This is a genomic window from Lachnospiraceae bacterium JLR.KK002, assembly GCA_036941025.1.
In the GTDB taxonomy this organism is placed as follows: Bacteria; Bacillota; Clostridia; order Lachnospirales; family Lachnospiraceae; genus Petralouisia.
In genome coordinates, this window is the sequence record JAYMNP010000001.1 from 2,039,990 (window position 1) to 2,060,254 (window position 20,265).

Genomic DNA, 20,265 nt, shown 5'->3' on the forward strand with positions numbered 1-20,265 from the left:
CTTTACCTTCTTTCTGTGTATTATTCTCATTCATACTTGAGAAGCAAAACACTGTTTGTCCTGCCACGTCTTATGCTACTATAATGCCATAAATTTACTTTTACCACATCCTTTCCATATCTATTCCATTGTAATTGTTTTTTCCTTAATATGATAAAGTATATTCCTCTTTTTACAAAACTCAATTACATATTCCGCCTGCTCATTATAAAACTTTTTATGTCGCTTATACGCAGATACCTCTTTACAGTAATTAGTCCGTCCAAAGATAATTTTATCTGTAAAGGATACTGCTTCTAATAATTCACTCAGCTTCTGATCAATCAAATTTGGTGTTGGATACGGCTCTATGCTTACCCATGTTTTACAACCGGCATCATGCAATGCTTTCATAGCCGCCAATCTTGCTTGATATGTTGCTGTATATGGTTCCATCTTTTTTCTGTAATCCTCATCCAACGAAATCAGTGTAATACCATATTCATTATCCCTAGAGTAATTCGCAAGTTCTATCGGAAGCATGCCCTTTGTCAAAACTGTACATTTTATATCTGCTTCATTAAGCATCTGAATCGCATCTAAACTCATTTGTGCAATTTCATCATATTCATACATAAACGGATCTGTCGTAAAACACAATTGAACGGACTCAATCTTATCTTTTAATTTTGGTATTTCCTGTTGAAGAAGTTGTAACGTATTCGACACCAAATAAGGCTGAATCCATTGTTCATATGTTTGAATTTTCCCGAATCGCTTTTTCTGTAAAAAAGCATAACATGGGAAATTGCAGCCATGCGCACAGCCCAGAACATGATTCATAGTATAATCCCCATACTCCACACCCGTTTCATAGAGCATTGTCTTTCGTTGTATATAACCAGCCACTTTCTTCATGATTGCAGCCTCCTAATTATAACGCTACGTCCTCCCTTTTCTTCCATAAATCTTGATGGTTGTCTGGTTTTTCCTGTAAATTGTGGTTTTCTGCAAATCTGTATAAACCCATCCGTTTCCAATTCTTTAAGAGCGTCATTAACCATATTAATATAGCCAATCAAACCATATTTTCCATAAAATTCTGCCAGCAATTTATTCAAATGCACTTCACCTTTATAGTTTTGTAAATAGGAACACATCTTCTTTTTCACATCATAGATAGTTGTCTGTTTTCCCGAACTATCGGTACTCACATCAGACATAAAATCGAAAATCGACATCTGTCCCTCTCTTTGTATATTCAGCACTAATTCATCTGTCCTCTTCAACATATTTTGTGCCATCAATAAACATCCATCTTCATGATTACATACATGAATCAGTCTATACTTCGGATGATTTGTCTTTTTTATCTGTATTGGCATATCAAGAACATATGTGTATCTTTTCTGTAGCTGTTGCTTATAATAGGTTGACAACCTTTCCTCTGCCTGATAACCATCAATTTGTCCTGCATTAAAATCATTAACTATATCCTGCCAATAAGTTCCATCTGCAATTTTATTGAGCAGTTCAACCGACTTTTGACTGGAATCGACCTGTATCGGCGAATATTCAATCAAATCATCAAGGTCTGTTAATGCGGCATCCTTCGTATAATCTACCTTTAAAACCCTACAAGCCTCTCTAAAAAATCCAAAAGAATTAAAATTTATCAGCATCTCAAATGATGCGAAAGCAAACATTGAAAATCTGTCAAACAATTCAGAATCTAATGCCTGAATCCCATATGGATCAATATACAGAAACACATTGTAATTTCTTTTATTCTCAAGAACCTTAATTATTTTTTCTTCATATTTTCCAGATACAATAATAGGCTTCCACCTAAAGTCCCCATAGTCTCTCAAATTCTTTTCAAGTTCAGGCGCATAATTTAAATCAATAAAGCACATATCGATACTTGCATTTTCTGATTTTGTACTTGCCATGCACTCTTTCCGAACATTCAAAGCTATAATTGGCGATCCCGGTTTCCCATCGTCAAATCTTCCTTTACCCGAAAAACAATCTACATAAAAAACAGGATGCCTTGTCGTCAAGATTTTTTGAAAGTACGGTTTCAGATAGGCACCAAGCAAAGTGTCTTTTATTTCCGACCAATCTTTTTTCTTTTCAAAAAAGTTTCTATTATCTTTTGGCATTAGAATCCCCTTGCTATTTTTCTTATCATTATTTAAATTTTCCAGTTCACTACACAGTGTGTAGCGAATTATTCCAATTTGTTTTCATTATACATCAATTTATTACGTTCCAACTCATTTCTTAGTTCTTCTACCGTAGGCAACACAGTCATATACTTAGATGCAAATATCTGTTCACTCTCATTCAAAACGGAATACTTTACCATCGTTTCATCTTTATCTGTGCAAAAGATAATACCAATAGTCGGATTATCATCTGACTGTCTTTTTAGATCATCAAACATTCTGATATACATATCCATCTGTCCAATATCCTGATGAGTCAGCTTATGAGTTTTCAAATCTATCAATACAAAGCATTTTAATATATAATTGTAAAACACTAAGTCAATATAAAAATCAGATGTTTCGGTGCAAATACGCATCTGTCTGTCCACAAAGCAAAACCCCCTCCCCAACTCTAAAAGAAATTTTTGCAAATTACTGATAATTGCGTTTTCAACATCCTTTTCAGCAATTTCCTTATTATCTCTAATCCCCATAAATTCTAAAACATATGGATCTTTCACGAAACTAGAAGTTTGTCCAACTTTATCAGGAAATTGTGTTGAAAGAATGCGTTTGTAATAGCCGGATTTTATATTGCGCTCCAATTCCTTAACAGACCAGTATTCATTTGCAACCTCTTTCAAATAAAAATTCCGTTCTTCCTCGTCATCCAACCGCATAATAGTTCTAAGATGTGACCAATGAATTTTTCCAATCAATGAATATCCATAAGATTCTTTTGGAAATGTCAAATATAATTGTCTGCAATTCCTAATATTGGCAACCGAAAATCCTGTGCCATATTCATCGGACAATTCTTGCGAAAGACGTTTTATAAGATACGAACCATACTTTGCTTTTCTATTGCCCTTTTGTTCCTGTTCAATAATTCTTTTGCCGACATTCCAATATGCATATGTCATAATATTATTAGCAGCTTCATATATTTTACTTTTTGCCTCATCCAGTATAGCATGAACTTCCTGATAAAATTTCAGTTCATCTTCTGTATCCATCAGTTCTGTATTCGCCATTTTTCACTCTCCTCAATTCGCTACACGCATGTAGCGAATTCAATTTGATAAATATTAATCAACGCTTTCAATAAACTCTTTAATACAAGAAATCTTTCCATGTTTTAATAATACAGATGCCAAAATTCCATATAAGTCACTATTCAAATCTTTTAAAATCGCATCATATTCAGAAAATGACTTGTCCTGACATATCCTTGCAGGATTTGCCATGTTCGATGCTATGTTATGCATTTCATTGATTTCAGGATAGTCCTCATTGATTCTTTTGTCTAACTGTTTCGCTGCATTGACAAACTCCACAGTCGGCTTTGCCGTATGAATCATAGCCTCTATTTCAGCTACATCCTTCGAAGCTTTTATATCATCATATTTGCTTTTTATATCAACTAATTTTACTGCCAATTCTACTTGTTCCTTATAAAAATGTATCATTCCCCTTTTTCCACCTCATAACTTTTTTAGTGTTCTAATTCTCGCAAAATATCTGCAAATTTCTCAAACATAAATAGCGCATCTAAAAATTTCTGTTTTAGATATATACCTTTTCCAATTCGCTACACGCATGTAGCGAATTTAATACTTTTAAATTTTCAGTTTTAAAAGTATCTGATAACATTATTTCACCCCAACTAAATCCAAATACTTCTCAAAATACGCAAGCAACCTATCAATAACTCTTTTCTTCGTTTCACTGCGGTTCCCTGCACTACCACTACCAAATCTTGATACTGCAGGCATTATCGCATCAACGTCTGTACCTGTAGTTTTTAATACCCCATCACGGAAAGAATTTTCTATAAAAATATGTGTTTCCTTATCCTTTAGCTTTTCATCTTTTATAATTACAACAAGATCATTTTCCCGCTGCTCATCAACATATTTCAACCACTCCCCGTCAACTTCGGTATCGGCATTAACCCTCAAAAGAAATTCTCTGATAAGCGCTATTTTGCTCCGCAGGTTCAGGCTTGAATTGACTGCCTTTTCAATCGTAACTACAATCTCTTTATCCTTATTCCCGTCTTTCTGATACTTCTTCACAAGCATTAAAATATAATCAATATTGACCTCGATCTGCTTTATAAGTTCGATTTCAAATACAATATCATCATTGATATTTTCTTTTTCCCCCTTTTTCGGCTTGAACTCTTCATAAAGATCTATATACTCACTCTGATAATCTTGAAAATCCCGTGGTGAAAGTATCTCTTGCCCAACAAAATCATCAAAGGCGGACAGGATATTCCTTATTTTCAAAATTGCACCATACAAAGATATAAATTTCTTCTTGTCCTGCTCTCCCAGTTCCGAAAAACGCCCAAGGGGAAACAGCGTCTGCAGCTTGTCAATCAGTTCTGTATATCCCTCATAGTGTTTTCCGTTTTCATCATATCCATTGTAATAACTTGCATAGTTTTTCAGCAGGACAATACCGCCTGCCTCTTTATTCCCAAAAAGTGCAATCGCATCATTTGTTTCCTGCTCCAAGTTACGGAAACAAACTATATTTCCAAATGTCTTTACAGAATTGAGAATCCGGTTGGTACGGGAGAACGCCTGCAGAAGTCCATGGTACTTCAAATTCTTATCCACCCAGAGAGTATTCAGCGTTGTCGCATCAAATCCGGTAAGGAACATATTCACAACAATTAAAATATCAATCTCCCGATTTTTCATTCTAAGCGATACATCTTTATAATAGTTTTGGAACTTGTCGCTTGAGGTATCGTAAGTAGTGGAAAACAACCTATTATAATCGTCAATAGCACTTTCCAAGAAATCCCGTGAACTTTGATCCAGTCCGTCTGTATTCTCGGAATTTTCATCAACCACAAAATCATCATTCTCCGCCTCATTGACGCCATAACTGAATATCGTGGCAATCCTAAGCCTTTTCGCCTCTGGCAAGTTCTCCATTTGGTGCTTAAATTCTGTATAATAGAGCTTTGCAGCCTCTATGGAGCTTACTGCAAATATGGAGTTAAAACCTTTTATACGAATTTTATTCTTCTTTTCCTTTATCTCGTTTCTATTCTTTGCCGTAGCTACTTCTTCCACATTTTCCAAAATGGAAAATGTGAAACTGTCTCCCCGGTTTCGCTTTGTCTTTTGATCAAAATGTCCTAATATGTAGGATACAATTTCACTAATACGCGCCTGATTTAAGAGTGCCTTTTCTGTATCTATTGCCGATACCTGCTTGTCCTTTGCTTTATCACTGTCCTTAATAGTTTTAATATAATCAATACGAAATGGAAGTACATTTCCGTCATTAATCGCATCAACAATTGTATAAGTATGCAGTTTCTCTCCGAAAGCCTGCGGTGTGGTACGCAAATCAGCGTGTTTACCGCTTCCTGCATTGACCGAAAATATCGGTGTCCCCGTAAACCCAAAGATATGATACCGTTTAAAGTTCTTGACAATTGCTGTGTGCATATCCCCAAACTGCGACCTGTGGCACTCATCAAATATCAGGACAATATGCTTGTCAAATACTTCGTGCCCTCTGTTTTTGCGGATAAATCCATCTAATTTCTGAATGGTAGTTATAATTATTTTGTACTCATGATAATTACCGTTTTTGTCCTTATTTTCCAACTGTCTCTGCAAAATTACAGTAGAGGTGTTGCTGTTCGCGGCTCCCTTCTGAAAACGGTCATATTCTTTCATTGTCTGATAATCAAGGTCTTTCCTGTCAACTACAAACAGCACCTTGTCAACAAAATCAAGCTGGCTTGCGAGCTGTGCTGTCTTAAAGGAAGTCAGTGTCTTTCCGCTTCCGGTTGTATGCCAGATATACCCTCCTGCATCAAGCTTTCCCAATTTCTTATAATTTGTGGCTATCTCTATGCGGTTTAATATCTTCTCCGTAGCTGCTATCTGATACGGCCGCATAACAAGAAGCAGTTCTTCTGAGGTAAATACACAATACTTCGTCAAAATATTCAGAAGAGTATGCTTGGATAAAAAAGTTTTTGTAAAATCTACAAGATCAGATATCACTTTGTTATTTGCGTCTGCCCAAAAGGAAGTAAATTCAAAACTGTTGCTTGTCTTTTTCCCTCTACTGGAACTTTTCTCCTGTTCCTTTAAATGCGAAAATCTTGTAGTATTGGAATAATATTTCGTATTCGTGCCATTCGAGATAATAAAAATCTGCACATACTCATACAGTCCGCACCCACTCCAAAAACTGTCACGCTGATAACGATTAATCTGATTGAACGCCTCTCTGATTGCCACTCCACGTCTTTTCAATTCTATATGGACAAGCGGTAATCCATCCACAAGAATCGTCACATCATAGCGGTTATCGTAATTAGCCGGATTTTCCGTATCTTCTGCGGCATTTCCTACTTTTCCCAGCACTTCGTACTGGTTAATCACTTGCAAACGGTTATTATGTATGTTTCCCTTATCGATCAGCCTGATATTCTTCGTGCTTCCGTCATCACGCTTTAAAACTTTTGTATAATCCTCTTGAATCGTGCGTGTCTTTTCTACGATACCCTCGTTTGCATTCGCAATATGTTCCCGAAAAAATCTCTCCCATTCACTATCCGTGAAACCATAACCATTTAACTGTTCTAACTTATACTTAAGATTTTCTATCAACTCTGACTCGGAATAGATTTGCAGATATTCATAACTCTGCTCTGTCAACATACGGATAAACTCTTTTTCAAGCTCCGCCTCACTCTGATAACTGTCGGAACGTCTGCTCTCTGGCGTATACTCTGCCACCACTGTACTTTCATTCATGGATGCAACCATATTGAATGTGCTCATTACACTACCTTCTTTTCTAAATATTCATAGAATCTTTTTGTATTAAACCATTCTCCAATAAATGACTCATAAAAATTCCAATGAATCAATCTCAATTTTTTAGATACAAACAAAATCATAATTGAATTTTCCGTTTCATCTTTATCTATAGCAAAATTCTTTGCCGCCCAATATTCAACTAGAATATATAACGCGCATAATGCATTTATCACATTTTTCTGATTTGCACATTTATAATTTTCTTTACCATTTTTTATTTCATCCCTATGGTGTTTAATCGCATTATATGTAGTCCACCAACTCGGCACTTCACCATCCTTAATAGATTGCCATGGTTGCATTTCGTTATATTTATAATTCAACAACTCTACTTTTTCCTGTGCGATTGTCGGATATTCTCTATTCAAAATAGAGATATAATCATTGATTCCGCATTTATTCAATTTCAGTTTATCATCCAGCAATTTACAATATCTTTTACAAATAGTATCAATTTCGCCACATATAGATAAATAAAGTTGCAAATATCTTACCGAAAAGGCATCATCATTGCACTCATCAATTTCGCAATATGGACTATATGAAAAGAAATCACTTCCCAATTGCTCATAATAATTCCAATATGTATTCCGAAAAATCAATTTCTCCATTGTTACCCCCTATCTAAAAACAACTTATATCTTTTCTATAAAATTTAACAGTTTATCTCTATAATACTCGTATTGCTTTTGCCTTGCTTCTATCTCTGCTGGAAGTCCTTCTGAAATGTCGTTACAAAGCGTATCAAAGCGATCTAAAATTGCAACGATACGTTCTTGCTCAGATAAAGATATAATGGGTATTTTCGTTTCCAGCAATGCATCACCACTAATATGCGGTACACCTGCGCCACGTTTCATATCGTTAAATTGTTTCTCCATATTTTTCAAAATATAATATAAATATTTTGGAATTAGAGTATTTTCATCTGCATCATACCCAAATCCGTCCGTAATGAAAACAGGCTGATTCCAGTATGAAACAAATCCAGCAGAAGCACCACTTCGAGCCACAACGACCACTTCCCCTTTATGATTAGACTTATCAATATAATAAGCTGGTCCCTGTCCACCTAAAATAACAGGAACATCCCCACTAGATGTATCCTTTTTCGTTATATATTCACCACGAAATACTTTTACAACACTTCCAAGTTCTAAGTAAATAACACCAAATACATACTGAATCAATCTAATTATATTCTGTCTGTCTGTCTGTCTGTCTGTCTGTCTGTCTGTCTGTCTGTCTGTCTGTCTGTCTGTCTGTCTGTCTGTCTGTCTGTCTGTCTGTCTGTCTGTCTGTCTGTCTGTCTGTCTGTCTGTCTGTCTGTCTGTCAAGAATCATCTCGCCGCATTCAGCAAATGTCAACAGTACATCTCGATAATATTCATACTGTTTTTTCCTTGCCTCTATCTCTGCCGGAAGTCCTATATTCAAATCGTTACAGATTTTTTCAAAGTAATCCAATACATCCGCATACCTTCTTTGTACTTCTATAGACGGTAATGGTATCTCTATGTCTTCAATTGCAGGCACACTTGAATGAACAACCTTACTTTTAATCTTCCCCCTACTTTTTTGCTGTCTTGATTCATATGTAGATAAAACATGCGCAAGATAACGGGGCTCTTGATTATGCTTTAGGACAACAATATCTCCTCCCGCAAGGCATTTTTCGTTTCCTATATATGCCACGGACTTTGCAATATCCTCAACGCTTTCTCCCGTTATCGCAAATAAAATATCTCCATGTTCAAAATATTTTGGATTTGAGACGTACTCTAGTTTTGTATGTGATACACAGGCATCAAACCAAGTATTATATGTAGTATAAATTTCTCCATACCGAACACAAGGTATACCCGTTTCCGTCACTTCTTCTCTTTTAATACCTGCTCCCCGGTATATATCAACAGCAATATCTTTCAGCTTTACCTTTTTAACTGTATTATCAAACGAAAGCAATGTATCCCTGTAATAATTATACTGCTTTTTTCGAGCTGTAAGCTCTTTTCCTAACTCCGCATTAAGTTCACTTGAAATCGCTGCAAAAGAATCTAAAATGCGAATTATTTCGTATTGTATTTCCAAGGGAGGTACAGGTATACGATATTTCTCCAACATCGGCTTTCTTACAGAAGTTACTGATGAATTAACAGCATTCATTTCCATGTATGATAAAAAAGACGCTTTCATATAATGTAGCAAATATTTGGGTTCTAATTTATCTGATGTTACATGAATTCGATATGCTCGTTGATGTAATGCATATTTCCCTTCTATATAATGAAAGACCTTACCTACTCCGACTCCATCGCCTGCTGTAATAATCGCTTTTTCGTCAAAATCATATGTATTTAATCTTCTGGGCGTCTGAGATCTAACAAAAAACGGATATTTACCATCATCTAATTCCTCATTTGTATTATGACTGCCCGTCCCTATCTCTGCTAAATTTATTATCGGAATATATTCCACTCCATTCGGACAGAGCTCATGTATTAATTTATCAAGTTTGCTCATTTTACAGCCTCCCGTATTCTACGATACGATTCTTCAAGTATCTGCTTTCTCAATATATATTCATTACTCTGTAAATATGTTTGCTCCATTGCTACTTTTACTTTTGGCATAAGATATTTCCCATAAGATTCTATATAGGGAGAATAATCACAAGTTCCAGCGCAAACAATTAGATTATGATTTCCTCCATCTCGCTTTCCAAATCGAAGCTGCAGTTGCCGCAAGGATAACTTTTGAAATCCCTTTTTAAAAAATATAAAATTTTCTCCTCCTTTTTTCGCATGAGAGTCAAATACCAAACAATCAGGCTCCTGTGCAAGCAAAGAAGCCATATAATCCTGTTCAGTTTTTGTAAGCTGCATACCATTGTCTGCCTTATCCAATAAATCTTGCACACCGCATTTGCGACCATCAATAATTATCAATGGCTCTTGGTTTTGCAACGTAGGAAATGTACTTGTTCCATCATCATAAGCCCAAAATGTTAAAATGTTATTTCCTGCACCATGTTTTTTTATTTCTGCTCTGGCAGTTATAGGACTATCTGCCCAATAAGACAATTTTTGATTAGGAAACAACTTTGAATATCTTCCTGTACACTCCCGCAAATTGCCATTAAAAAGTACGCTTGCAGTTTTTTCATAAAATTCATTATTAAACTCTACACATCTAAAAAAGTCAAATTCATCCGTAATATAAACTGGTAAATTTTTATGCTTATATATTGGTCTGCCATAGTCTTGACTTATAAAAGCCCTTCCCCAACTCATACCTTTCCCTCGATTTCTGCAATAATTTTAGCAATTTCATCACGAAGTACTTGCTCTCTTGCTACAATCTGTTCAATCTCAGCATTCAGTACCTTAATATCTATTTTCTCTCTTGTATCTTCCTGTTCCACATAAGAGGAAACCGAAAGGTTGTAATCATTTTCAGCAATTCTGTCATTTGCAACCACTGCTACATAGTACTCTTTATCTTCCCTTGCCTCATAAGCAGCAAGAATATTCTCAATATTCTCACTTGTGAGCTTGTTGTTGTTCGTAACCTTTACACACTCTTTTGATGCGTCAATAAACAATGTACTATTTTCTGATTTGCTCTTTTTCAGAACCATAATACACGTTGCGATACTTGTACCGAAAAACAGATTTCCCGGCAACTGGATAATGCTCTCCACATAGTTATTATCAATCAAATATTTTCGAATCTTCTTTTCTGCACCGCCTCGGTACATTACCCCCGGAAAACATACGATTGCAGCCACTCCATTTGTTGCAAGCCATGATAATGAGTGCATAATAAATGCAAGATCAGCCTTCGACTTTGGCGCAAGCACGCCTGCCGGAGAAAATCTTTCATCATTGATAAGAATAGGATTATCATCTCCCTCCCACTTAATCGAATACGGGGGATTAGACACAATCGCCTCAAAAGGCTCATCATCCCAATGCAGAGGCTCTATCAATGTATCTCCATGCCCGATGTTAAATTTCTCGTAGCCAATATCATGCAGAAACATATTGATACGGCAGAGATTATATGTAGTAATATTGATTTCCTGTCCGAAAAAGCCCTGCCTAACATTCTCCTTCCCCAAAACCTTTGCAAATTTAAGAAGCAGTGATCCGCTACCACATGCCGGATCGTACACCTTATTTACATTTTTCTTTCCAAGCACCGTGATTCTTGTCAGAAGTTCAGAAACCTCCTGTGGAGTATAATACTCTCCGCCACTCTTTCCAGCATTAGATGCATACATGCCCATTAAATATTCATAGGCATCACCAAATGCATCAATGGTATTGTCCTGATAATCTCCCAACTTCATCTCGGCAACGCCATTCAGGAGTTTTACCAGTTTCGCATTTCTTTTTTCTACTGTTCCACCAAGCTTGTTGCTGTTTACATCAAGGTCATCAAACAAACCTTTTAAGTCATCTTCACTCTCATGTCCTTGTGCAGAGCTTTCTATATTTCGGAATACCTTTTCAAGTGTTTCGTTCAAGTTCTCGTCCTGTGGTGCTTTTTTCCTCACATTGCAGAACAATTCACTTGGCAAGATAAAATAACCCTTTGTATCAACCAATTCTTCTCTTGCAGGCTCTGCATCACTGTCAGCAAGATTGGCATAATCAAAATTGGCATTCCCTGCCTCAATTTCTCCTGCATTTACATATCTGACAAAATTTTCAGAAATATATCTGTAAAACAGCATACCTAACACATACTGTTTGAAATCCCAACCGTCTACACTTCCTCTAAGATCATTCGCCATATTCCATATGGTACGATGAAGTTCTTCTCTCTCTTGTTCCTTTTTGTTGTCAATCATTGGACAACCTCCTTGCATAATTTTCCAAATCAATTTTACTACAAAATATCCAAATTGTCATTTAAATACTTCTTAAAATTGCATAAAACTTACAAATGAGGCAGATACTCTCTGCCCCACTCTAACTTATTATAATGTGTATATAATTTCCTCCATCACAATCTCTTCTGCCCTCATCCTAATGCTATTCATTTTCTTAACCCAAAGCATCTGTTCTTGTGCTTTTAACTGCTCCGTCACTCCTTCACGCTTCGCCATCTGCTCCACCAACAGATCAAATCTTTCCTCTGCCTGTTCCTGTATCATAAGTAGATGCTTCTTTAGCTCACCTGATAACAGCAGTCCCGAATAAATACCCCTCCTGTGATTTTCCAGATAGGATTTTCGCATCAGTCCAAACTTTCTCAACTCTCCCTCTGGCTCCGGATCGGGGATTAGATTCGGAATTAAATAATCTCCACATTTTTCGTAAGTTATATCCATTGTCTGTTCCTCTCTCCTTAAAAATTTACATTTCCTGCTGCCACTGCTTATTCTTTCTTACTATGTCCTGCTGGCTACGCTTTCTTTGCTGGTTATGTACCGCGGCATCCTCTTTTGCCTCCTCCAGTTTCTGTTTCATGTTCTTTGGCGCAAGCGATTTTATAAATTCCACAAACGCCTCCCCAAGTCCTCTTGATGCTACAAACCGCTTTAATTTTTCAACCTGATCGGTAAGTGTAGCTATCTTTTTCTCCAGACTGGAAATTTTCTTCTCATACTTCTCTAAAAGATGATTTCTTGATACTGCCTTGCTGAAAGCATCCAGTATTTTATTCCAGTCGCTTTTCTTTACTTTGACATATTCCTCGCTGCCGAAAATATTTGTCACTGGAACAGCAACACTTTTCATGCTTTTTGTTTCCGCTGCCACTTCCTTTGAAATCATTTTAAATGTTTCCGCCCTTAAATCATGTTTCGCAAGTACCTCCTTCGCCGCTTTTTCTTTCACTTCCGCTTCTTCAATCTGCTCTGTAAGTTTCTGTGCCTGTAACACCAGTTCATTGTTTTTCGCCTCCATTTCCTGCACCTGTCCGCAAAGTTCCGATGTTTTCTGCGCAAGATCATCATTCTGCTGTTCAAGAGCCTCATTCCACTTATCCAGCACCACTGCCTGCTGTTCCAACTGCTCCACCTCACGCATTGCCGCCTTATATTCTGGCAGCGACAGGTTATCCCTCTGTATACCGAGGACTTCTATTTCAATCCCCTGCTCCCTGCACAGTTCTGTCAGATACTCCCTCTCCCGTTCCTGCCACGCAACCGTTTCGTTCTGTTTTCTGCTGACCGCCTTTGCAAACCCCATCTGCTGGAATGCCTTCGTTAGACTGTTGCGTGTTTTCATGCCATTTTTATATCCATGCGCCACCGGAATATAGTCTATATGCAGATGCGGCGTTGCCTCATCCAAGTGCATCACACAGTTAAATAAATACAGATTCGGATTGCGTTCCTGAAACGTCTTTGCATATTGTTCCAAGACCGCTACCGCCGCTTTTGCCTCTTCTGTCAGCACTCCGTTTTCGTCTACGACCGGAGTATCTGTCTTTTTGCCTATCTGTACGATATTTTCATAAAATGTCTTTTCCTTGTTACCAGAGTTCTCTATCTCTTTCAAATAATCGTCTTTCTGCCTGTCTTTACGTTTCTGCGCCGCATTGTAATCCCGAAGCGCCTGTCCGAAGCATTTCTCATAAGCATCTTTTAATGGTTCCTGTATGTAAATTCGGTTCCAAGCTGTTCTTTCCGGCACCACATTATTGCATATAAAATCTCTGTTATTATGCGTAAGATGTCCTCTCCCTTTTGGAAAAGAAATTGTTTTTGCCGCCAATGCATCACTCTCTTTCTCATATTTTTATGTATCAAGACTAACTACGGTTTTGTTACTTTTGTCAAAAGTAACGCCTTATTACTTCTGACGCATACGCATCAGAAGTAAGGCGCTCTCCGAGGGTAGTATTTGCCGCTGGCAAATACCGTCTGCCGGAAAAATCTTCCGACAGACGGCTCATTCCGGCAAAATACAGCCGTCATTCGCTTTGGGCAACAGTACCGAATTTAAGTTTTTCGGAACCGTTCCATAAGCTTCCTTTTCAAAAATGAGTACCGAATATAAAAATTCGGAACCGTCTATTCGCCCATTGCAAAAGCAAACGCCATCATATCCTCGGACAATTCCGGCTCCTGCGTCTGCCCCATTCCGGCTACATCAGTCTTTTCTATCAGTTCTTCTGCATCAGAATGAACTGTGGAAACATATTCACTGAAACTGTTACGGATCTGCTCTGCCAAAACTTTCTGCAACTCTTGAATGATTTCATGGAATTTTTGTTCCAACGCCCTGTCCAGCATCTTCCCAAAAATATCTGTATCTTGCTCCAATGAAATAGCAGAATCGCTCACCGCTTTATCAGTTCTATCCCGCAGCTGCCCATCAAGAACTGCCACAAACGCATCAGAAAGTGCCTTCCCATAAGAACCGTCTTTTCGTGTCATGCCCTGCAAGTATTCCCAAGTTCTGCGCTGGTTTTCATCTTCCATGCAGAATTTTATATTGCTGCATTTATAGGTCTTTCTCATTCCATAACCCCATTTCTACACTGCCTGTCTGCGCTGTTTCTGTGTTGCAAGGTACTCGTATCCTTTTGCATTGGCACAGATGTCCTCAATAAAAGTCACATTTCCCTTTGATGCAATATCGCTGTAATACTTAAGCAGACAGCCGCCCCCGCCAATCACATACAGATGCACCAGATTTTCTTTATACCCATAGTCAACCAGCCTCTTTAAAATATCTCCTGCATACCGCTCCGCAATCCGGCTGACTATTTTCGCCACATCATCCGTCCTGCCCTGCAAACCGTTTATCAATATCGGCTCAATCATAATCTCCGGTGTGCTTTCCCCCGCTGACTTTGACAGTTCCTTTTGAATTTCCTTCATGCAGATAGACACACCGAATTTGTCCGTCACAAGGCTTTTCTCTAATGGTCTGCCATCCACAATCTGCATTACGTTCATCGTGCCATTTCCGATATCTGCCATCATATTAAAACCTTTCATCGAACCGGCACTACATACTGCCGCAAATCCCTGCGGAAACACTTCCACGCCGCACAAATGCACCCTGTAACTTTCTTTGCGGAACGAGAAGAACAACTCCTGCTCCTGCATCAGATATTTCTTAAAATCCGCCGCCTGACTTTTCGCCCAAGCAAGCGGAAGTCCAACCGCCAGCACCACTTTCGCCTCATGCAGACCTCGGAATTTCAGTTCCTCCGCCAAGCCTGCAAGCGTAAGAATATAAAAGTCTTGTGAATCGGTCTTGTTGCCCTGATAAATCAAATGGTTTTCCCCAATCACGTAATACTTGTCTTTATACTTGATATAATTCATGCTAACAATCGGTTCTTCCTCAAAATATTCCACGCCTGTCCTGAATACCCTGTGTGCTGTCTTTATATTTCCGTAGCCGTGATCCAGCCCGATAATGATTTTTGTATTGTTATATTTCTGCATAATAAAAGTCCTCCATATTGTTGTTAATCTTGTTATTGCGTTTTCATTTTTTCTGTTTACACCGTTTACAAATAGCGGAAAACCTTGATTTTCCTATATTCTGCTGTAAACGCACCGTTTACAAAAATGTAAACACGCCCTGTAAACCAGATAAAAAAGAGTTTAAAACATACTGCTATTTACTTCTTAAAAGGCAACTGCGCATTATCCGGCAGCGGCGTAAATCCCTGTATATCGCTTCTTCGTTTCCAGCCACGCTGCAATCCATACTTGCCAAACCTGTGAGAACTGATTTTCTCCCATCCTTCAATACAGGTGTTCATAATGCTGTTAATTTCTTTAATCTCCCATTGTTTTGGTTCTTCATACTCATGCCTCAACGCTTCTCTGTAAATCATTTCGCTGCAAACATATTCTTCCGTACAATCGTCCAGCCACGCCTGAATAACGCCCACCTTTGTATCTTCCGGCATAAACTGCTTCTGCATCTCCTTCAGATATTCTTCCATTTCCTTTGACAGTTTCAACTCATGTAAACAGTTATTATAGATAACCATAGCCTCCGCCCATGCCTGCACAATATATTCCCTCGACTCCTTTTCGTCCTCAAGGATGTGTTTCTCCACACGCTCCTGATGAACCAAAACAGGCGCAAATCTTCTGTTCCCTGTCCTGTCCAGCGGAAGAAAATCAAGGTTGTTTGATGTGCCGACAAAGATACACTGTCTTGGCCTGTCCTCCGCATAAGTCTGATATGGAATACGGTAGGTTTCTTTCTGCCTGCTCAGAAATGATTTAATATCTTCAATACTCTTTGCATTGACAGTGGCAAGCATTTCTGACATCTCAATAATCCAATGTCCCTGCATCTTGCTGTAAACATTTTCATCATCCATACGCTTCAAATCATCTGTAAACCACTCATCATTGACAGCAAGAAAACGGAAAAATGTAGACTTTCCTGCACCCTGACCACCCACAAGGCAGACCATAATCTCAAACTTACAGCCCGGCTCATAAATCCGGTGTATTGCCGCCATCATCAAAAGCCGCATGATTTCCCTTGTATATTCATTATCATCTGTTCCAAGAAAACGTGGAAGCAGACTTGAAATCCTGCTTTTTCCATCCCATTGCAGATTTTCAAGAAACTCTCTGATTGGATGGTAGCTTTTTTCACTTGCTGCAATGCTGACCGCCTTATTAATTGCCTTATCGCTGGAAATTCCATAATTTGTTTCTATGTAACGCTGAATTTGGAACATATCTACGTCTGTAATGCATCTTCCATTCCGTTTCCACAATAGCTGCTTTACAATATCAATTTTATTAGTCAGCTCATTTTTGCATATGGCATCTTTTAACAATGGATCTCTGTATAAAATAGTCATGCAGTTTTCGATGGAAGATTTCACATTCCCTTTCTGTGTTCTTGCAAGCGACTCCAGCACGTCCTCTACGGTACTCATTTCTGCATCAAGCGCTTCCCCGACTGCATTCCATAATTCGTTTTCTGCCTGTGCAGACTTTTCCTGCAATTTCCTCCACCTTCTTCCTGTCCTTTAAGAAAAAATCCCGCCTCTCTGAAACTTCTCCCACGCACAGAATATCCAGCCAGTAATTGATGACCGGCTCTGCATGGAGCATCTGCGCATAATCTTCCGAAAAAATAATATCCGGCGGTTTCCCAATAAGAAAATGATTTACACTGTCAATCTCGGAAATGCAGTTTTTCAATATATCAACAGTCTGACTGCACCATTTTTCAAACTGTTCCTGAATGTGCATAATTCTCTTTTGCTCCGCCTTTTCTTTACGGATACGCTCTTTTTCCTGCGCATTCAGTCCCTCATTTTTCTTTACATCAACAGGCAGAACAAAATCCTCTATCAGCTTTAACGCCGCATCATACTGTGACAATCCAAACATCCGGGAAACATAATCAATCACATCTCCACCCACACCACAGGCAAAACAGTGATAAATTCTGTCAATCTTCATGCTTGGGTGCTTATCATCATGGAACGGACAACAGGCAGTCCCATTTCTCTTTACTTTCAGGCCATAATATTCTGCTGCCTGCCTTGCAGTCAGATGTTCCTTTACTTCTGAAAAAACATTCAATTTTACTGCTTCTCCTCCTTTTCATCCGGAAAAGCCTCTGTTATAATAAATCTGCAAAATATATACAAAGAGGCTCGTCCTTTTTGCATTCAGATTAGGTTGCGCCAACAATCTAATCCGTTGTTGAAATGTCCCTGTTTCCAGCAGGGGCATTTTCATTCTGTCCAATTTCTATTAACTGCTTTACCAATTCCAGCAGTAATTTTTCATCTTCCGCATTTCCATTTTTGAAATCTTCCGATATCTGCTCTAACACTTTTGCAACTCTGTTAGACATATAATTTCCGGCAGTTACCGTCACTTCCTGTCCTAATATGGCTTTGCGGTAATAATCTCCTTTGAGAAGTCCCGATAATATAATCCTTGCTTCCACTTGGGCTTTTTCCTCATCACTCAGCCAGAATGCTATTGTATTACGCCGAAACCTTGCTTCACGCTTACACGCCACTTTCCTCACCCCTTTCCACTTTTCCAAGCCTGTCCGCAATTTTTATCTGTGCGTCCATAGACTGGTGACAGTAGGTTTCAATCGTAGTCGTTACTTTCCCATGCCCTAACCTTTTTGCAATCTCAACAGGACTGAACCCCATCTGCACGAGCATACTCGCATGGCTGTGCCGGGTACAATGGACGGTAATCTTTTTTACTCCCGACAGCTTAATTCCCCGCTCCATTTCATGCTCAAAGAAGCTCTTTGTCCGTCCTGCAAAAAGACGTGTGCCCGCCCTTGCCCGATAAAGTGTTGCAATATACTCTTTGATTACCTCCTGCAATTCCCTATGTATGGTAATTACCCTTATGGAACTCTCCGTTTTCGGAGGCGTAATCAAATCCTCTCCGTCAATCCTCGCAAGGGATTCATCAACAGTAATCGTGCCTTCCTCAAAATTTACGTCCTTTATCTGAAGGGCAAGCAGTTCTCCAAGCCGCATCCCCGTCCAGAATAAAATCTGAAATGCAACCCACGAATCCTGCTTATCCATAATCGCATCCGAAAACTTCTGAAATTCCTCCAAAGTCCAATACGGTCTTTCATCTGCCCGGCTCTTTCCCATGCTTCCTGCTTTCCGGCATGGATTAGAGCGTAAATCATAAAAATTAACCGCATAATTCAGAATGGCACTGAGCTGGTTGTGTATAGTTTTCAGATAGGTGGGCTTGAAACCCTTCTCCATCATTTCACCCTGCCATTTTCTTATCATAGGAGCTGTGATTTCATTGATTGGCGTACTGCCAAAGTATGGAAGAACCTTATCGTTCATCACATACTCTTTCTGTTTCATGGTCGTTTTCCGCAAGCGTTTTTCCATGTCCGCCTTGTAAATCTCCCAAAAATCAGCCAGCGTCATTGTCGGATCAGAGGACTGCTGCAATAAGAAATGCGCATACCATTCTTCCGCCTCTTTCTTTGTTTTAAACCCTCTTTTCTGCGACTTCTTTTTTGCTCCTGTCCAATCCGTCCATCGGTACTGTATTCTCCACGTACCATTTGGATCTTTCTTTGCATTACAGCTCATACGCTTACCTCCTTTGCCGCCCCATACCATTTTTCTTTGAAATAGGCTATGGGGATTTTCCCTGCGATTGTGAGAAAGCCTTTAGAAGATAATTCGCTGTTCATTTCCCGCAGAATCTTGTAAGACTTTCCCATGCTGATGCCGAGCATCGCCGCAATGTCTGCGGCATTGTAATAAAGTTTTTCGTTCATGTTGTTTCCTCTCTTTCTTTATATTTGTTTCTGTATAGTATCTTTATGTTTCGTTTTTATCATATCGTAACTTTTGTTTCTTGTCAATATCTTTTGTACTTTATTTTTTTCTCTTTATGTGGTATCATTGATTTAGTGCAAATACACAGCTAAAACTTTAGGAGGCAGACTTATGACTGTTGGAGAAAATATCCGCCGCATCCGCAAAGAGCGTGGTCTTACCCAGAAACAGTTAGGTGAATTGGTTGGTGCAAGCGAAGCCTATATTCGTGCCTACGAAAGCGGCAGGCGCAATCCCAAGCCGTCATCACTTGAAAAAATAGCAAATGCCCTTGCCGTTAATCCGGAAGTATTGGAAAATTCTGATTTTGATATGATCAAAGCCATGCACCGCTTATTCCAGATTGCTCGGCAGTACAACGGACATCTTTTTGCGTGCAAAGACGAGGAAGGCAATGATACAGTTGGAATACGTTTTGAAACCTTGACGCTGATGAACGCATGGTGCCAGCGTTATGAGAAATTTTTAGAAGATGTAGAAAAATGCAATGAAATCAAAGATGCAAAAAAACGTGGGGAGGCTCTTATTAAAGCCGAAACGGATTATGACCACTGGATGGACACTTACCCCGAACAGCATGGAGATGCCTTTTTCGACCTCAGCATCCAGCAGCTCCACGACCAAGTTATGGAGGATACAGAACACCGTTTGATAAACAATAAGCTGGATTAAAAAATCTGTACCCAAATCGTACCCACCGCCAATTAAAAAATCCCCGCAAGCCTTGATTTTTCAAGACTTGCGAGGATTTTACCTCTCACTCGAACTCGTCTCATCTGCACTGCTTTAAGATACTTTTGTATCTATTTCATGAGTTTTAATCCATCTATTTCGCCTATAATTTCTATTATCCTGAGACTTCTAAAAATTTTAGAAGCAAAATAGAAGCACTG

20 protein-coding genes are annotated in these 20,265 nt (G+C 38.7%); 1 reads left to right on the forward strand and 19 read right to left on the reverse strand.

Annotated elements, in window-relative coordinates:
* Positions 1-120: 120 nt before the first annotated feature.
* The 19 genes from VSQ32_09840 to VSQ32_09930 form a co-directional block, all read right to left on the reverse strand.
* Positions 121-897 (reverse strand): radical SAM protein, encoded by a 777-nt coding sequence (locus VSQ32_09840; protein ID MEH2943149.1) that lies wholly within the window; start codon positions 895-897, stop codon positions 121-123.
* Positions 894-2,144: a three-Cys-motif partner protein TcmP gene (gene tcmP, locus VSQ32_09845; GenBank protein MEH2943150.1), complete on the reverse strand. Its 1,251-nt coding sequence runs from the start codon at positions 2,142-2,144 to the stop codon at positions 894-896. Before tcmP ends, VSQ32_09840 begins: the two co-directional genes overlap by 4 nt.
* Before the next feature lie 68 nt (positions 2,145-2,212).
* A complete protein-coding gene (locus VSQ32_09850; protein MEH2943151.1) occupies positions 2,213-3,226 on the reverse strand; it encodes a PDDEXK nuclease domain-containing protein in 1,014 nt (337 codons plus the stop codon).
* A 54-nt stretch (positions 3,227-3,280) separates the two neighbouring features.
* Positions 3,281-3,631, reverse strand: a complete 351-nt coding sequence (locus VSQ32_09855) for a hypothetical protein (GenBank protein MEH2943152.1) — start codon at positions 3,629-3,631, stop codon at positions 3,281-3,283.
* Positions 3,632-3,844: 213 nt separating this feature from the next.
* Complete coding sequence (locus VSQ32_09860; protein MEH2943153.1) at positions 3,845-7,021, reverse strand: type I restriction endonuclease subunit R; 3,177 nt, start codon at positions 7,019-7,021, stop codon at positions 3,845-3,847.
* Entirely contained in the window at positions 7,021-7,671 is a 651-nt protein-coding gene (locus VSQ32_09865; GenBank protein ID MEH2943154.1) for a hypothetical protein, read from the reverse strand. Before VSQ32_09865 ends, VSQ32_09860 begins: the two co-directional genes overlap by 1 nt.
* Positions 7,672-7,695: 24 nt before the next feature.
* Positions 7,696-8,250, reverse strand: a complete 555-nt coding sequence (locus VSQ32_09870; protein ID MEH2943155.1) for a restriction endonuclease subunit S — start codon at positions 8,248-8,250, stop codon at positions 7,696-7,698.
* A 1-nt stretch (position 8,251) separates the two neighbouring features.
* Positions 8,252-9,583: a restriction endonuclease subunit S gene (locus VSQ32_09875; GenBank protein ID MEH2943156.1), complete on the reverse strand. Its 1,332-nt coding sequence runs from the start codon at positions 9,581-9,583 to the stop codon at positions 8,252-8,254.
* Entirely contained in the window at positions 9,580-10,353 is a 774-nt protein-coding gene (locus VSQ32_09880) for a hypothetical protein (GenBank protein ID MEH2943157.1), read from the reverse strand. The genes VSQ32_09875 and VSQ32_09880 overlap by 4 nt, the downstream gene beginning before the upstream one ends.
* Entirely contained in the window at positions 10,350-11,918 is a 1,569-nt protein-coding gene (locus VSQ32_09885; GenBank protein ID MEH2943158.1) for a type I restriction-modification system subunit M, read from the reverse strand. The genes VSQ32_09880 and VSQ32_09885 overlap by 4 nt, the downstream gene beginning before the upstream one ends.
* Before the next feature lie 129 nt (positions 11,919-12,047).
* Positions 12,048-12,401 carry a TnpV protein gene (locus tag VSQ32_09890; protein MEH2943159.1) on the reverse strand — a complete coding sequence of 118 codons (354 nt, stop codon included), beginning with the start codon at positions 12,399-12,401 and terminating at the stop codon, positions 12,048-12,050.
* 25 nt (positions 12,402-12,426) lie between these two features.
* A complete protein-coding gene (locus VSQ32_09895) occupies positions 12,427-13,791 on the reverse strand; it encodes a plasmid recombination protein (GenBank protein ID MEH2943160.1) in 1,365 nt (454 codons plus the stop codon).
* Between the two features lie 299 nt (positions 13,792-14,090).
* Positions 14,091-14,501 carry a hypothetical protein gene (locus tag VSQ32_09900; protein MEH2943161.1) on the reverse strand — a complete coding sequence of 137 codons (411 nt, stop codon included), beginning with the start codon at positions 14,499-14,501 and terminating at the stop codon, positions 14,091-14,093.
* Positions 14,502-14,555: 54 nt separating this feature from the next.
* On the reverse strand, positions 14,556-15,479 hold the full coding sequence (locus VSQ32_09905; protein ID MEH2943162.1) for a ParM/StbA family protein: 924 nt from the start codon (positions 15,477-15,479) through the stop codon (positions 14,556-14,558).
* Positions 15,480-15,658: 179 nt separating this feature from the next.
* Positions 15,659-17,017: a virulence-associated E family protein gene (locus tag VSQ32_09910; GenBank protein ID MEH2943163.1), complete on the reverse strand. Its 1,359-nt coding sequence runs from the start codon at positions 17,015-17,017 to the stop codon at positions 15,659-15,661.
* Positions 16,956-17,603, reverse strand: coding sequence for a CHC2 zinc finger domain-containing protein (locus tag VSQ32_09915; GenBank protein MEH2943164.1), 648 nt, complete (start codon positions 17,601-17,603; stop codon positions 16,956-16,958). The genes VSQ32_09910 and VSQ32_09915 overlap by 62 nt, the downstream gene beginning before the upstream one ends.
* Before the next feature lie 112 nt (positions 17,604-17,715).
* Positions 17,716-17,976, reverse strand: coding sequence for a hypothetical protein (locus tag VSQ32_09920; protein ID MEH2943165.1), 261 nt, complete (start codon positions 17,974-17,976; stop codon positions 17,716-17,718).
* A gap of 64 nt (positions 17,977-18,040) precedes the next feature.
* Positions 18,041-19,120, reverse strand: coding sequence for a site-specific integrase (locus VSQ32_09925; GenBank protein MEH2943166.1), 1,080 nt, complete (start codon positions 19,118-19,120; stop codon positions 18,041-18,043).
* Positions 19,117-19,311, reverse strand: a complete 195-nt coding sequence (locus tag VSQ32_09930; protein MEH2943167.1) for an ICEBs1 excisionase — start codon at positions 19,309-19,311, stop codon at positions 19,117-19,119. The genes VSQ32_09925 and VSQ32_09930 overlap by 4 nt, the downstream gene beginning before the upstream one ends.
* A gap of 172 nt (positions 19,312-19,483) precedes the next feature.
* Here VSQ32_09930 and VSQ32_09935 point away from each other — a divergent pair, with 172 nt between their 5' ends.
* A complete protein-coding gene (locus tag VSQ32_09935; GenBank protein ID MEH2943168.1) occupies positions 19,484-20,044 on the forward strand; it encodes a helix-turn-helix transcriptional regulator in 561 nt (186 codons plus the stop codon).
* The last annotated feature ends 221 nt before the right edge of the window (positions 20,045-20,265 follow it).

Excerpts from the sequence above, each read along its gene's own strand:
- VSQ32_09865 (MEH2943154.1), bottom strand. The coding sequence starts at position 7,671 with ATGGAGAAATTGATTTTTCGGAATACATATTGGAATTATTATGAGCAA.
- VSQ32_09880 (MEH2943157.1), bottom strand. The coding sequence starts at position 10,353 with ATGAGTTGGGGAAGGGCTTTTATAAGTCAAGACTATGGCAGACCAATA.
- VSQ32_09890 (MEH2943159.1), bottom strand. The coding sequence starts at position 12,401 with ATGGATATAACTTACGAAAAATGTGGAGATTATTTAATTCCGAATCTA.
- VSQ32_09875 (MEH2943156.1), bottom strand. The coding sequence starts at position 9,583 with ATGAGCAAACTTGATAAATTAATACATGAGCTCTGTCCGAATGGAGTG.
- VSQ32_09930 (MEH2943167.1), bottom strand. The coding sequence starts at position 19,311 with ATGAACGAAAAACTTTATTACAATGCCGCAGACATTGCGGCGATGCTC.
- tcmP (MEH2943150.1), bottom strand. The coding sequence starts at position 2,144 with ATGCCAAAAGATAATAGAAACTTTTTTGAAAAGAAAAAAGATTGGTCG.
- VSQ32_09925 (MEH2943166.1), bottom strand. The coding sequence starts at position 19,120 with ATGAGCTGTAATGCAAAGAAAGATCCAAATGGTACGTGGAGAATACAG.
- VSQ32_09850 (MEH2943151.1), bottom strand. The coding sequence starts at position 3,226 with ATGGCGAATACAGAACTGATGGATACAGAAGATGAACTGAAATTTTAT.
- VSQ32_09900 (MEH2943161.1), bottom strand. The coding sequence starts at position 14,501 with ATGGAAGATGAAAACCAGCGCAGAACTTGGGAATACTTGCAGGGCATG.
- VSQ32_09885 (MEH2943158.1), bottom strand. The coding sequence starts at position 11,918 with ATGATTGACAACAAAAAGGAACAAGAGAGAGAAGAACTTCATCGTACC.
- VSQ32_09860 (MEH2943153.1), bottom strand. The coding sequence starts at position 7,021 with ATGAGCACATTCAATATGGTTGCATCCATGAATGAAAGTACAGTGGTG.
- VSQ32_09905 (MEH2943162.1), bottom strand. The coding sequence starts at position 15,479 with ATGCAGAAATATAACAATACAAAAATCATTATCGGGCTGGATCACGGC.
- VSQ32_09935 (MEH2943168.1), top strand. The coding sequence starts at position 19,484 with ATGACTGTTGGAGAAAATATCCGCCGCATCCGCAAAGAGCGTGGTCTT.
- VSQ32_09840 (MEH2943149.1), bottom strand. The coding sequence starts at position 897 with ATGAAGAAAGTGGCTGGTTATATACAACGAAAGACAATGCTCTATGAA.